This is a genomic window from Pandoraea iniqua (genome assembly GCF_902459685.1).
Taxonomy (GTDB): domain Bacteria; phylum Pseudomonadota; class Gammaproteobacteria; order Burkholderiales; family Burkholderiaceae; genus Pandoraea; species Pandoraea iniqua.
Genome location: NZ_CABPSF010000004.1, coordinates 66,871 through 80,497 on the forward strand (window position 1 = coordinate 66,871; position 13,627 = coordinate 80,497).

At 64.0% G+C, this 13,627-nt stretch carries 7 protein-coding genes; 4 read left to right on the plus strand and 3 right to left on the minus strand.

The features are described from left to right. Positions 1–172: 172 nt before the first annotated feature. The 3 genes from PIN31009_RS16120 (at position 173) to PIN31009_RS16130 (ending at position 7,576) form a co-directional block, all read left to right on the plus strand. Positions 173–5,275: an NAD-glutamate dehydrogenase gene (locus PIN31009_RS16120; protein WP_150790947.1), complete on the plus strand. Its 5,103-nt coding sequence runs from the start codon at positions 173–175 to the stop codon at positions 5,273–5,275. A gap of 277 nt (positions 5,276–5,552) precedes the next feature. Further along, complete coding sequence (locus PIN31009_RS16125; RefSeq protein WP_246185712.1) at positions 5,553–6,815, plus strand: MFS transporter; 1,263 nt, start codon at positions 5,553–5,555, stop codon at positions 6,813–6,815. A 476-nt stretch (positions 6,816–7,291) separates the two neighbouring features. Next, positions 7,292–7,576, plus strand: coding sequence for a hypothetical protein (locus tag PIN31009_RS16130; RefSeq protein ID WP_150790948.1), 285 nt, complete (start codon positions 7,292–7,294; stop codon positions 7,574–7,576). Position 7,577: 1 nt separating this feature from the next. Here the strand turns inward: PIN31009_RS16130 and pdxR are convergent, their stop codons facing one another. After that, positions 7,578–9,236: a MocR-like pyridoxine biosynthesis transcription factor PdxR gene (pdxR, locus tag PIN31009_RS16135; RefSeq protein ID WP_150790949.1), complete on the minus strand. Its 1,659-nt coding sequence runs from the start codon at positions 9,234–9,236 to the stop codon at positions 7,578–7,580. Between the two features lie 108 nt (positions 9,237–9,344). Here pdxR and PIN31009_RS16140 point away from each other — a divergent pair, with 108 nt between their 5' ends. After that, positions 9,345–10,070 carry a GNAT family N-acetyltransferase gene (locus tag PIN31009_RS16140; protein WP_150790950.1) on the plus strand — a complete coding sequence of 242 codons (726 nt, stop codon included), beginning with the start codon at positions 9,345–9,347 and terminating at the stop codon, positions 10,068–10,070. Between the two features lie 114 nt (positions 10,071–10,184). Here the strand turns inward: PIN31009_RS16140 and PIN31009_RS16145 are convergent, their stop codons facing one another. Together PIN31009_RS16145 and PIN31009_RS16150 are read right to left on the minus strand one after the other, a co-directional pair. Further along, entirely contained in the window at positions 10,185–11,477 is a 1,293-nt protein-coding gene (locus PIN31009_RS16145; protein WP_150684803.1) for an NCS2 family permease, read from the minus strand. Between the two features lie 90 nt (positions 11,478–11,567). Continuing rightward, positions 11,568–12,611, minus strand: a complete 1,044-nt coding sequence (locus PIN31009_RS16150; RefSeq protein ID WP_087686718.1) for a porin — start codon at positions 12,609–12,611, stop codon at positions 11,568–11,570. Positions 12,612–13,627 lie beyond the last annotated feature (1,016 nt).

Sequence of the window (13,627 nt, forward strand, 5' to 3'; positions counted from 1 at the left end):
TCCGTCCAACCGGCGGGGTGCCGGTGCCGCCATACTGGGCGCCGTGCCGCCGCAGCGGGCTGCTGCCGCGGGCTGCAGCCGCTCTCCCCGATGCACCATTGCTGCCCGGGGCCACCCGGCGTAGCATGGCCTTGCCTGTCGATGACTCGTCCCATTCCTGCCGAGGTTTTTCATGCCTGCGCATCCGGAAGAGAAGGTCCGCCAGCACATGGCGGAAGTCGTGACCATGGCGCGCGAGCGCGCGCCCGACGTCGCTGCCCAGTTCGAACCCTTCGTATTGCATTACTACGGTCTGGCCGATGCCGAGGAAGTCGTCTCGCGCAGTGTCGCCGATCTTTATGGCGCGGCGATGGCGCATTGGCAACTGGGGCAGAAATTCGTGTCCGGCCAGCCCCGCATCCGTATCTACAACCCCACTCTCGACCAGCACGGCTGGCATTGCAGCCACACGGTGGTCGAGATCGTCAACGACGACATGCCGTTTCTCGTCGATTCGGTGACGATGGAAATCAACCGGCAGGGGCTGGCGCTCCATTCGGCGTTCCACCCGGTCTATCGCGTCACCCGTGACAGCACCGGCAAACGCGTTGCCGTCGCCCCCGGCGGCGGTATCCGGCGCAGCACCATGCCGGCCATCGGCGACGGGGCCAGCGCAGGCAGTGCGAGTGGCAAAGCGGGGCGGGGCGGCACGGGGAACGGCGGTGCTGCGGGCGCGGCGCAAGTCGGCGCGCTGCTTGGCGCCACCCCTGCGAACGGCGCGGCCGCGTCAGCGGGCGAGGGCGGTGGCGGTGGCGGTGGCGGCAGTCAGGATGGCGGTCGCTTCGAATCGTATATCCACGTCGAAGTCGACCGTTTCTCTGAACCGGAGCGCATACAGGCGCTTGCCGACGGCCTGCAACGCGTGCTCGGCGACGTGCGCGCGGCCGTGGAGGACTGGCGGGCGATGCAGGCGGCCGCCCACGCCGCCATCGAGGCACTCACCCAGCGGGCGGCGCAGAAGGGCGTGAGCGAGCAGGAGCGGGCGGAGGTGGACGAGGCGCAGGCCTTCCTCGACTGGATGCTCGGGCGCCACTTCACCTTCCTTGGTTATCGCGATTACGAGCTCGTGGAGCGCGACGGCGCGCACTATCTGCAAGGTGTGGCAGGGACCGGGCTGGGCGTGTTGCGCGAATCGCGCCGCGACGCCGCCTCGCCCGACGTCACCCGTCTGTCGCCGGGCGCCATCGGCATCGTGGAAGCCAGCACGCCGATATTCCTCACCAAGGCGAACTCGCGCGCCACCGTGCACCGGCCGGGCTATCTGGACTATGTGGGCGTGAAGCGCTTCGACGCGCAGGGCCGCGTCTGCGGCGAGCGCCGCTTTCTGGGCTTGTACACGTCAACCGTCTATATGGTGCCGGTGGAAGATATCCCGCTGGTGCGCCGCAAAGTCGCCGAAGTGATCGGGCGCACGGGCTTCCTGCCCAACGGCCATCTGGCCAAGACGCTGGTCACCATTCTCGAACAGTACCCGCGCGACGAACTCTTTCAGATCGATGTCGACGCGCTGGCCGAAATTGCGCTCGGCATTCTGCGCTTGCAGGAGCGCCAGCGCACGCGGCTCTTTGTGCGGCGCGACCGGTTCGACCGCTTTGTGTCGTGCATGGTGTTCGTACCGCGCGAGAAATTTAATACCGACCTGCGCGTGCGCGTGCAGAACCTGTTGCTGGCGGCCTATCACGGCACCGGCGTGGAATTTACGCCGCAACTCTCCGAGTCGATGCTCGCGCGGATTCACATTACCGTGCGCACCGAGCCCGGCCATGTGCCCGACGTCGATGTGAACGAACTCGAAGCGCGCATCGTCGAGACGTCGCGCCGCTGGCAGGACGACCTGTCGGAAGCCCTGCGCGAGCAATTGGGCGAAGAGCGGGGCATGCGGGCACTGCGTCGCTACGCGCAGGCGTTCCCCGCCGGGTATCGCGAAGACTATGCCGCGCGTGTGGCAGTGCGTGACGTGGAGTTGATCGAGCCGCTGCTGGGCGCGCGCCAGTCGGCCACCGGTTGCTCGCAATTGTCGATGCAGCTTTATCGTCCACTCGAAGCCTCCCCCGGCGCTTTGCGTTTCAAGATTTATCAGGCGGGCGAACCGATCGCCCTCTCGCGCAGCCTGCCGATGCTGGAGCATCTGGGCGTGCGCGTGAACGACGAGCGGCCGTATCGTATCGAAACGGCCGACTCGGGCGCGATCTGGATGCATGACTTCGGCATGACGAGCCTCGATGGCGCCGACGTCGATCTCGAACAGGCGCGGGCGCGTTTCGAAGACGCCTTCGCGCGTATCTGGGCGGGCGACGTCGAGAACGACGATCTGAACCGGCTGGTCTTGCAGGCCGGGCTCACATGGCGCGAAGTGCGCATTCTGCGTGCGTACGCCAAGTACATCCGCCAAGTCGGCTCGACGTTCAGCAATGCCTATATAGAGAGCGCGCTGACGGGCAATCCGTCGATTGCAGGGCTGCTCGTGCGGCTGTTCCTTGCGCGCTTCGACCCGGCACTCCCGGCCGAGACCCGTACTCACCAGTCGGAGCGGTTGCGCGCACAGATTCACGCGGCGCTCGAAGACGTACCCAATCTCGACGAAGACCGGATCCTGCGCCAGTTCCTCGGGGTGCTGGAGGCGACGCTGCGCACCAACTACTTCCAGCGCGGGAAGGACGGCACCACGCAGAAGCCTTATCTGTCGTTCAAATTCGATCCGTCGAAGGTGCCGGGCTTGCCCGAACCTAAGCCGATGTTCGAGATCTGGGTGTATTCGCCACGGGTCGAAGGCGTGCACCTGCGCGGCGGGCGAGTCGCGCGTGGTGGTCTGCGCTGGTCCGACCGCCGGGAAGACTTCCGCACCGAAGTGCTGGGCCTCGTTAAAGCTCAGATGGTGAAAAACACCGTGATCGTGCCGGTGGGCTCGAAGGGTGGTTTCGTCGTCAAGCAGCCACCGGCACCGGGCGATCGCGACGCTTTTCTGGCCGAAGGTGTGGCCTGCTATCAGACCTTCCTGCGCGGTTTGCTCGATCTGACCGACAACTACGTCGATGGCCAGCTCGTGGCACCGGCCGACACTGTGCGATACGACGCGGACGATCCGTATCTCGTGGTGGCGGCCGACAAGGGCACGGCCACCTTCTCCGACTATGCGAATGCCATTTCGGCGGAGTACGGCTTCTGGCTGGGCGACGCGTTTGCGTCGGGCGGTTCGGTCGGCTACGACCACAAGAAGATGGCAATCACCGCACGTGGCGCGTGGGAGTCGGTCAAGCGGCATTTCAGCGAGATGGGCATCGATACGCAGACGCAGGACTTCAGCGTGGTGGGTATCGGCGATATGTCGGGCGACGTGTTCGGCAACGGCATGCTGCTCTCGAAGCACATCCGGCTGGTGGCGGCGTTCGATCACCGGCATATCTTTCTCGATCCGTCGCCCGATGCGGCCGTCTCGTTCGCCGAGCGCGAACGGCTGTTCCAACTGCCGCGCTCCAGTTGGGGCGACTACGACGTCAAACTGATTTCTGCCGGTGGCGGCATCTTTCCCCGCAGTGCCAAGACGATAGCGCTCTCACCCGAGGTGCGGGAACTGATCGAGACGGACGCCACCGAAATGGCCCCGACCGACCTGTTGCGCGCCTTGCTGAAGGCGCCTGTCGACCTGCTCTACAACGGCGGCATCGGCACCTACGTGAAGGCGAGTACAGAATCGCACGCGCAAGTCGGCGACCGCGCCAACGACGGCCTGCGCGTGAACGGGCTCGATCTGCGATGCAAGGTCGTGGCGGAAGGCGGCAATCTCGGACTGACGCAGTTGGGCCGTATCGAATACGCGCAGCACGGCGGACGGATCAACACCGACGCGATCGACAACTCGGCGGGTGTCGATTGTTCCGATCACGAGGTGAACATCAAGATTCTGCTGGGCATTGTGGTGGCCGATGGCGAGATGACGCTCAAGCAGCGCAACACGTTGCTCGCCGAGATGACCGAAGAAGTCGGCACGCTGGTGCTTCGCGACAACTATCTGCAAACGCAGGCGTTGTCGCTCGGGCGTTTGCGTGCGGCAGCGGCGCTCGATGGCGACGCCCGGTTCATGCGGTATCTCGAACGGGCCCAGCGGCTTGCCCGCGCCATTGAATTCCTGCCCGACGACGAGGCGCTCGACGCACGCCGCGCTGCGGGGACGGGGCTCACGTCGCCCGAACGTGCCGTGCTCATGGCTTACAGCAAGATGTGGCTGTACGACATGCTGCTCGCCAGCACGCTGCCCGATGCGGAATTTGTGGCGGAAGAGCTGCCGACGTATTTCCCGACGCCCTTGGCGAGCCGATGCGGTGCGGCCATGACACGCCACCCGCTCAAGCGCGAAATTCTGGCGACGATGCACGCCAATGCGCTCGTCAACCGGGCGGGCGTGACGTTCGTGCACCATTTGAGCGAGGAGACGGGGGCCGACCCGGTCGATGTCGTGCGCGCGAGTCTTGCCGCGCGCGGTGTCTACGGGCTCGACGCCTTGTGGGAAGAGGTTGACGCGCTCGATGCCCGCGTGTCGCATGAAACGCAGGCGGCGCTGTTCACCGCGCTGGCGCAGTGGCACGAGCAGGCGACGCTGTGGTTCCTGCGTCGTCGCCTGACGGACGTGCCGCAAACGGTGGAGCGCATGCGCGGCGTGCTCGATCCGTTGCTGCCGACGCTCGACTCGCTGGTGAGTGGCGAAGCGGCCGACGAAGCGCGGGCGAAGCGGCAGACCTTCGTCGATGCGGGGGTGCCACCGGCACTGGCGCAGACAGCGGCCGGCATCGGCGCACGCGTGGCGTTACTCGATATTGCCGAAGTGGCGAGCACCAGCCGGTGTGAACCGGCGCTGGCGGCGCAGGTGTATTTCGCGCTCGATCAGCCGCTGGGCTATGGCTGGCTGCATGCGGGTGTGCTCGGACTGCCGGTGCAATCGCATTGGCAGCGTCTGGCGCGCGCCACGTTGTTGGAGGAACTGTCGATCCTGCGGCGGCGCTTGACGGCGAGCGTGCTCGACGGCGCACCGACCGAGACAACGGATGCGGCATCAGACAAGACCGCCACGGCGCCGTCCAGCAGCACTCAAGCCGACACCCGGGTGGCCGACTGGCAGCAGGCCCATGCCGACTCGCTGGCGCGCTATCACCGTGTGCTGGCCGATCAGGTGGCGGCGGGCAATGCGGATCTGGCGATGCTCTCGGTCAGTTTGAAATCGCTCGCGGAAGTGGGGCGGTGACGTTGTCGTACCACCTTGCCGCCTCCTTGGCGGCGTGTTGACGGGTTCCATAAGGGGCGGGGATTCTCCCCCGCCCCGGCACATCTTCCATTCCAAAATGTGTGTGATTGAGTCATCGCACCTCATCATTTCCGTCAACTATTAAGCGTTTACACAAAAGACGCAAAACGGCGTATCATTCGGGAAAACCCTAGGATTGAATTAGCCCGCGCGAATGCTTGCCCATTGCGCGGGTTGTTACGTCCTGGGGTTTCGTCGATTCTCTTTTCCCTTCGCAATGTCAAACGACGCCCGCACCCCTACGCAGTTTGCGACGACGCTCCAAATCGTCTCGACCGTGTTCTTCACTTTCCTCTGCTATCTGACGATTGGCTTGCCGCTCGCGGTGCTGCCGTCGTTCGTGCATGTGGACTTGGCTTACAGCTCCGTCATTGCCGGTCTGGCGATCAGCGTGCAGTACTTGGCGACGTTGCTTTCGCGCCCGTACGCCGGTCGCACGGCGGATGCGTGGGGACCGAAACGAACGGTGTTGTGCGGTCTGGTCGCCTGCGGCGCATCGGGCTTGCTCGTGGCGCTCGCTGGTGTGTTCTCCGGCCTGCCGTGGCTCTCGTTGGTGGCTCTGATCCTCGGTCGTCTGGTACTGGGCTTTGGTGAAAGCTGGGTCTCGACCGGCGCGATCATGTGGGGCATTGGGCAGGTGGGTCCGGCGAACACGGCGCGGGTGATTTCGTGGAACGGTGTGGCGACTTACGGCGCGCTGGCGCTGGGCGCTCCGCTCGGTGTGGCGCTCGATAACGCGTACGGTATCGAGGCATTGGGTGGCGCGATTGCGCTGTCGGGTGTCGTTGGTTTGCTGCTGGCCCGCATCAAGCGCGCGACGCCGGTGATTCATGGCGAGCGTCTCGCGTTTCGTGCCGTGCTGGGCCGCGTGATGCCGTTCGGCATGGGGCTGGCGTTGGGCTCGATCGGGTTCGGGGCGATCTCCACGTTCATTACGCTGTACTACGCCAGCCATCATTGGGACAACGCCGCGCTCGCACTGACCGCGTTCGGCGTGTGTTTCATGGGCGTGCGGCTGGCGCTGGGCAGCAGCATCGCGCGCTTCGGCGGTTATCGCGTGGCGATGGTGTCGTTCGCACTGGAAGCCTTCGGCTTGATCGTGCTCGGCGTGGCCCCGACCGGCTTTACGGCGTTGTTGGGCGCGGCGCTTGCGGGCGCGGGCTTCTCGCTGGTGTTCCCGTCGCTGGGAGTGGCTGCGGTGAACTTGGTGCCCGCACAGAATCGCGGCGCGGCGCTGGGTGCCTACTCGGTGTTTCTCGACGTTGCACTCGGCGTGACCGGGCCGGTCGCCGGCCTGATCGTGGGCGCCTATGGTTATGCCGAGGTGTACCTGTGTGCTGCCGTGGCCGCCATTGCTGCGGTGCTGCTCACGGTCTGGATGTCGCGTGCTGCCCGGGCGCGTGCGGCCAGTGAAGCGCAGGAAGCCGGCGAGGCAGGCAAGGCAGCCGGCAACGCCAAGAAAGCCCCCCAAGCCGCGTAATCTCCACGACTCCTGCACGGCGGCGAAAGGCCGCCGCTGCGGAGAGCATGCGCCGCTGACGCATCGATGGGTATCTACCCATAACGCGTGCACTCCAGCGATCTCTCGAAAGAATCCCCGTACATTGCGAACACGCCCTCGGATGTCCCGAGGTCTGATGAAAATATTTCGGTATCCGAAGTGATATATGGTCAGAGAGCGATTGGAAGAAGTGCTGGTTTACCGGCGCTTCGGTGACCAAGTGACGTAAGCCGACATCTTCCGGGTTGCCGGCATGTTCATTGCGTCAGGGCTCCGGATCTTTTTGCGAGGCAGTGATGGCAAGCGGACGGGCAATAGCAGCAGTATTGGTGACATTGGCGCTTGTGATGGCCGCGCGCTCAATGCGCCCATCGGCATCACAATCCGAGTCTGTCCCTCAGCGATGTCATGTTTCTCAGGAGGTTGTTCGACTGATGGGGGCGAGGGAATATGCGATGCTCAGTCATCAGGGTGACGACTGGTTGCCCCTGATGGCGACCCCCGGTGGCGGGCGTGACGATGCGCCGCCCATGCTCGTCAACTGCACCTATGCGCTGGCTTCTGATGCGGGCGTAGACGCGTTCTATTGGCCGGCAGGGACCAAGGCGGATACCTCGTTGCCCTTGGATGCGAGGCGTTTAAGTGTTCCGAAGGGACCTTTCGGCACGCTGATGTCGCTCTGCAATACGGGGGCGGGCTCCGGACAGGGATGGTGCAAGGGCGGACCGGGCGGCGCGTGAATCACCGGCCCACTTTCCCTTGAGCGGCCACGATCGCAGCCAGCCGTTTGATGAGCGACGGAATGCGCGCCGCGTCCGTATCGCCGTAGCCGATGACGAGCCCGTTATCGGCCGGTTGCGGATCGAGCGCGAAGCTGGAGAGCGCTCGTGGTCCCATGCCTTCGCGCAAGGCGGACGCCACAATCGTTTTGTCGTGGAATGTGGGATCGAGGCGTACCGTCAGGTGCAGGCCGCAACGCTCGCCGATGACCGCGTATGCCGGGTCGAAGTGTTCCGCAAGCGCTTCACGCAGGGCCGTCTGGCGCTCGCGATACAGGCGTCGCATGCGCCCCAGATGTCGCGCGAATTGTCCGCTGCGGATGAAGTCTGCCAATGCCAGTTGTTCGAAACGATGCCCGCCGCGAAGCAGTTCGTCGAGGGCGTCTCGCGTTTGCGCGGCCAGTTGCGTCGGCAAGATCAGAAAACCGAGCCGCAGCGCCGGAAACATCGTCTTGCTGAACGTGCCGACGTAGACCACCGGCGCGTCGGGCACCATGCCCTGCATAGCAGCGATCGGTTCCCCTTGATGGCGAAACTCGCTGTCGTAATCGTCTTCCAGAATCCACGTGCCGTAGTGGCGTGCCTGCGCGATGAGATCGAGCCGGCGCGACGCCGACAGCACGCTGCCCAGTGGGTATTGGTGCGAGGGCGTGACGTACACCAGACGCGGCGTCGACGCGGCCCACGCGCCCGGCGGAATCACGATGCCTTCATCGTCCACGCGCATGGCTTGCACACGCACATCGCTCGCGTGAAAGGCGGCTTTGGCACCGCGATAGCCCGGGTCTTCCATCCACACCGTGTCGCCGGGGTCGGTGAGCAGACGCACGCAGAGAATTAGCGCTTCGTGGGCACCTTCCGTGATGACGACTTGTGAGGCGTCGCAACGCACGCCGCGAGAGATGCGCAGGTGTTCGGCGATGGCTTCGCGCAGCGCCGGTTCGCCCAGCGGATCGCCGTAGTGATAGTGGCGCGGTTGCGCTTCGCGCATCACACGCTCAAGGGTGCGGCGCCATGTGCTGGCCGGAAAGCGTGTAAGGGAGGGCACGCCGGGCACGAAAGGCAGGGGCGATTCGTTCGCCCGCGCTGCGTGACTTGTGGCGGGCAAGCGCTGCACCCGGCGTGACGCGCTGGGCGCGGCGGCAGGTGAGTCGCTGGCGTTGGCCTCGGGGGCCGGGCGCGCGACGTCGGTGTTCGTGGTTTTGGTGAGGGCCGAGTCCGCAGCCGAGTCCGCAGCCGATCTAAGGCGGGCCGACTGTCTGGCGGCTTCTTCGGCGACACGCGGGTCGAGCGAGAGCTGGGCGACACGGGTGCCGAGCCGGTGCGGCACGATGAAGCCTTCGGCGGCCAGTTGGTCGTAGACGATCGACACCGTATTGCGCGAGACGGCCAGATCTTCAGCGAGCGTACGCGAGGCGGGCAGACGCGCCCCGGCGGGCAGCCGCCCTTCGAGAATGGCGTGCTTGAGCCGGGCGAGCAGTTGTTTCTGGAGCGAGAGGCCACGCCCCGTGCCGGTGTTCAGCGGGCTGTCGAACAGCGCGGCGACGTTCTCGGGCCCGGGATCGGTGTGAGTCTCACTGGCGTGCTTGGCGGATACGGATTCGGATACGGATACGGACATGGCGTGGCACCATTAGATTGCTTCGTTATGGTGCTTTTTATCGTACCATCAATGCGTTACTTTGGTGTCGTGACACTTGCGTCCATCACGTTCCTGGAGAGGACATTCATGACCGAAGCAACGCTGTTCAACGAATACGATCAACCTATCGGGCCGCCCGTGCCGGATTGGACGCCGCGCGCACAGCCGCCCCGCACCGCCATCACCGGCCGTTACTGCCGCGTCGAACCGCTCGATGTGGAGCGTCACGCGAAGGATTTGTTCGACGCCTACGCGAGCGCCCCCGACGGGCGTGACTGGACTTATCTGGGCGTCGGTCCGTTCGCCGATTTCGATAACTATTACACGCATGCCACCAAGCAGGCCGCGTCCACCGACCCGATGCACCATGCGGTGATCGATCTGGAGACGGGCAAGGCCGTGGGCACGCTCGCGCTCATGCGCATCGACACGGCGAATGGCGTGATCGAAGTGGGCCACGTCGCGTACTCGCCGCTGCTCAAGCGTACCCGCGCGGGCACGGAAGCGCAGTATCTGCTGCTCAAGCGCGCCTTCGACGAGTTGGGATATCGCCGCTACGAATGGAAGTGCGACGCGTTGAATGCGCCGTCGCGCCGGGCAGCTACGCGTTACGGCTTCACGTTCGAGGGTGTTTTCCGTCAGGCGATCATCTACCGTGGCCGCAGCCGCGACACGGCGTGGTTCTCGATCACGGACGGCGAGTGGCCCGCCATCAGCCGTGGTTTTTCGCAGTGGTTGTCGCCGGAGAACTTCGATGCCGAGGGTGAGCATCGGGCGAGTCTGGCCGAACTGATTTCGGTCGCGAAGGGATAACCTTCCAATAAAAAACGCCCCGCTGGAACCGATTCCAGCGGGGCGTTTTGTCGTTTAGAGACTGGCGTTGCGTGTTGCGGTACTGCTTGCCAGTCTCGCCGGGTTCGCGGCGTATTACCCCGGGAAGAACGCGTACTTCAACACGAACAGCACGGCGATGACCCATGCGGCCGGGTGCACGTCCTTCGCACGGCCCGTGAACAGCTTGAGCACGGCGTACGAAATGAAGCCGAAGGCCAGACCCGTCGCGATCGAGTACGTGAACGGCATGGCCAGCGCGGTCAGGGCCGCCGGGGTGGCTTCCGTGATGTCGTCCCATTCCACGTCGAGCAGTTCGCGCAGCATCAGGCCAGCCACGTAGAGCAGGGCCGGGGCCGCGGCGTAGGCCGGGACCGAACCGGCGAGCGGTGCGACGAACAGCGCCAGAATGAACAACCCGGCGATGGTCAGAGCGGTGAGGCCCGTACGGCCACCCGCTTGCACGCCCGAGGCGCTTTCCACGTAGGCGGTGGTGCTGCTCGTACCCAACAGCGAGCCGAAGAAGATGGCGATCGAGTCGGCGAACAGTGCGCGTCCCAGCCCCTTGTATTGCGTGCCTTCGAGGAGACCGGCGCGCTTGGCCACACCCATCAGCGTGCCGGTCGCGTCGAACACTTCAACCAGCACGAAGGCCAGAATCACGTGAACGAAGCCAGCGTGCAGTGCACCGGGAATATCGAGCTGGAGGAACGTCGGCGCGAGGCTCGGCGGCATGGCGAACACGCCTTGAAACTGGTTCAGGCCGAACACCATCGAGAGCACCGTCACGGCGAGAATGCCGATCAGGATGGCACCCCGAATGCGCAGGGCATCGAGCACGGCGATCAGGAAGAAACCGAAGATCGCGAGCAGCGCTTGCGGCGAGTGCAGATCGCCGAGGCCGATCTTGGTGGCCGGGTTGGCCACGACGATGCCGGCGTTACCCAGTGCGATGATCGCGAGGAACAGACCGATACCGGCCGCGATGGCGCAGCGTAGCGATTTGGGTACCCCGGCAATGAGCCACGATCGCACCCCAGTCACGGTCAGGATGATGAAAATACACCCTGAGATGAAGACTGCGCCCAGCGCCTGCTGCCAGGTGTAGCCCATGGCCCCCACCACGGTGAACGCGAAGAAGGCGTTCAGGCCCATACCGGGCGCCATGCCGATCGGGTAGTTGGCCACGAAGGCCATGATCACCGAGCCAATCGCCGCCGCCAGACATGTCGCCACGAACACGGCACTCTTGTCCATGCCGGTGGTGCCGAGAATGTTGGGGTTGACGAAGATGATGTAAGACATCGTCAGGAAGGTGGTGAGACCTGCCACCATTTCTGTCCTGACATTGGAGCCATGCTCCTCGAGTTTGAAGAATTTGGTCAGCAACGTGCGCTCCTATTCACTTTGTTATGCCGTCGTCCGTGTGCAGCGGGGGCGCGCGCATTGTACTGCGCGCGCGCCGTGCTGCCGAGTTTGTCAGAACTTGGTGCGCATGCCCACCCCGAAAGTATTGCCGGCTTCCAGCCCCGACACCTTGTCGTTGAGGTAGGCGGCATACAGATCGGTGCGCTTGGAGAGGTTGTAGTCGTAACCGACGGCCCACGTGTTGCGGCTCACGTTATTGGCGCCGGTGTTCTTGGTATAAGCGTAGGACGCCATGACACTGCCGCCGCCGAGCGGCACCGACACGCCGAACTGACCGCCGTTGGACGTGAGGTTGCCGCCGGTGATGTTGTTCTTGATGTACTGATACTGACCGTAGAGTTTGACGATCTGGAAGTCGTACGTGAGACCGGCCTGCAAGGCTTGTTGATTGCGGAAGCCGGTAATGCCGGCCTGATCGTCGGGCGTCGAGTCGAATTTCACTTGCTGGAACGCGACGGTGGCAGCGAGCGGGCCATGGAAGTACATGGCGGCGGCGCTCCACTTGTTCTGGCCAGCCTCACCGGCCTTGTTGCCGAACGCGTACGAGAAGCTGGCGCCCAGCCCCTTGTAGTCGGGCGTGGCGTACATCACGCCGTTGCTCCAGCCGGAGTCACCCACGATGCCTTGCCCCGACTGGCCAAGGAACGTGTGATAGACCATCGGGCTGAAGGTATAGGAGTCGACAAACGGGTTGAACAGAATCGTCGACACGAAGTACGACGTGGTCAACCGGCCCATCGTGACGGTGCCGAGCGTGTTCGACTGGAGACCGACGTAGGCGTTGCGCGAGAAGAAGCTGTCGCCCGTGTAGCGGCCGTAGTTACCGTTTTGCGGCAGGAAGAAGTCTTCCAATACGAAGATGGCCTTCAGACCGTCGCCCAGATCTTCGCTACCTTTCATGCCCCAGTACGACGTGGACATGCCGCCGCCGCCCTGCGTCCATGCCCGCTCACCGCCGGGTGTTTTAGCCGCGCCGACCCAAGCGTCGACCTGCCCGTAAAGCGATACGTTGGATTGTGCTTGTGCCGCCCCTGCCGCCGCACCACAAACCGCGAGGGCGAACGCGCCCCGCAGCCATCCCGCTGCCTTGCTCATGAATGTGTCTCCGTCTCGTTTTGATTTATGCGTGCGCCTTGTACAGTTGTTTCACCGATGGATTTCAGGGGCACGCCCGAGTCATTGACACTGACTTCACGTTGCGCGGTATCGGTGCTGCTTTAAGGCGTGATCATTATTATCAAGACGGTAATGTCGAAATATCATCGGGGTTTGATACTCGGTATTACGTTGTGAACGGCATACGGCGCGGGTTAACACCGAAGTTTTCTTAAAAAACTTTCAAAAAAATGGCCGTCGCGATGGACGGCCTTAAGTCTTTTGAATCGTGGTTTCGATTCGAAAGACGAGCAGGAAATCTTGGGTTTGCTTTTGCTGCTAGCTATTTTGTGAAAGTTGTAATTCTTTGGTTGGCTTGGGCCTCACCTACGCATAACGTTTGCGGTCTGCCGCCGGTACGGTCCCCGTTTTCGTCGCTCCCCGTTACTCGCTTTGGAAAACGGGGACCGCACCGACGGCCATCTCCCTACCTTCGCATCGTCGCAACCGATCGCGCTACCCACTTCGCCGCGCTTCTCCCACTCTCCCATCCCGATAAAACCGCCTTCTCCAACGCAAAGGGTCTCGCCAGTCGTCCCCACGTGCTTCGCATCTGCTGGTGACGACCGTCGAGACCCTCGTTCCTCCCGATGTCGTTCTCCATGCCCGGTCCACCAAGGTCTCCGTAGTGAACACCCGTGGGACTCAACGCGAAGCGGGTTTCCCGAAGCGATCACCTGACCCGACCGGGAGTCGGGAAGTACCGCGGGGATGTCGAGGGTCTCGGCGACCATCCCCAGCAGATGCAAAGCACGTGGGGATGGGCGACGAGGCCCTCTGCGTTGGAAGCGGCGGTGTTATCGGGATGGGGGAGCAGGGGAGCATAGAGACGCGGGTAGGGCGATCGGGTGCGACGATGCGAAGGTAGGGAGATGGCCGTCGGTGCGGTCCCCGTTTTCCAAAGCGAGTAACGGGGAGCGACGAAAACGGGGACCGGGCCGGCGGCCGACCACGGG

Bases quoted from the DNA above. Each gene is read 5' to 3' on its own strand.
- PIN31009_RS16120 (WP_150790947.1), top strand. From the start codon at position 173: ATGCCTGCGCATCCGGAAGAGAAGGTCCGCCAGCACATGGCGGAAGTC.
- PIN31009_RS16125 (WP_246185712.1), top strand. From the start codon at position 5,553: ATGTCAAACGACGCCCGCACCCCTACGCAGTTTGCGACGACGCTCCAA.
- PIN31009_RS16130 (WP_150790948.1), top strand. From the start codon at position 7,292: ATGCTCAGTCATCAGGGTGACGACTGGTTGCCCCTGATGGCGACCCCC.
- pdxR (WP_150790949.1), bottom strand. From the start codon at position 9,236: ATGTCCGTATCCGTATCCGAATCCGTATCCGCCAAGCACGCCAGTGAG.
- PIN31009_RS16140 (WP_150790950.1), top strand. From the start codon at position 9,345: ATGACCGAAGCAACGCTGTTCAACGAATACGATCAACCTATCGGGCCG.
- PIN31009_RS16150 (WP_087686718.1), bottom strand. From the start codon at position 12,611: ATGAGCAAGGCAGCGGGATGGCTGCGGGGCGCGTTCGCCCTCGCGGTT.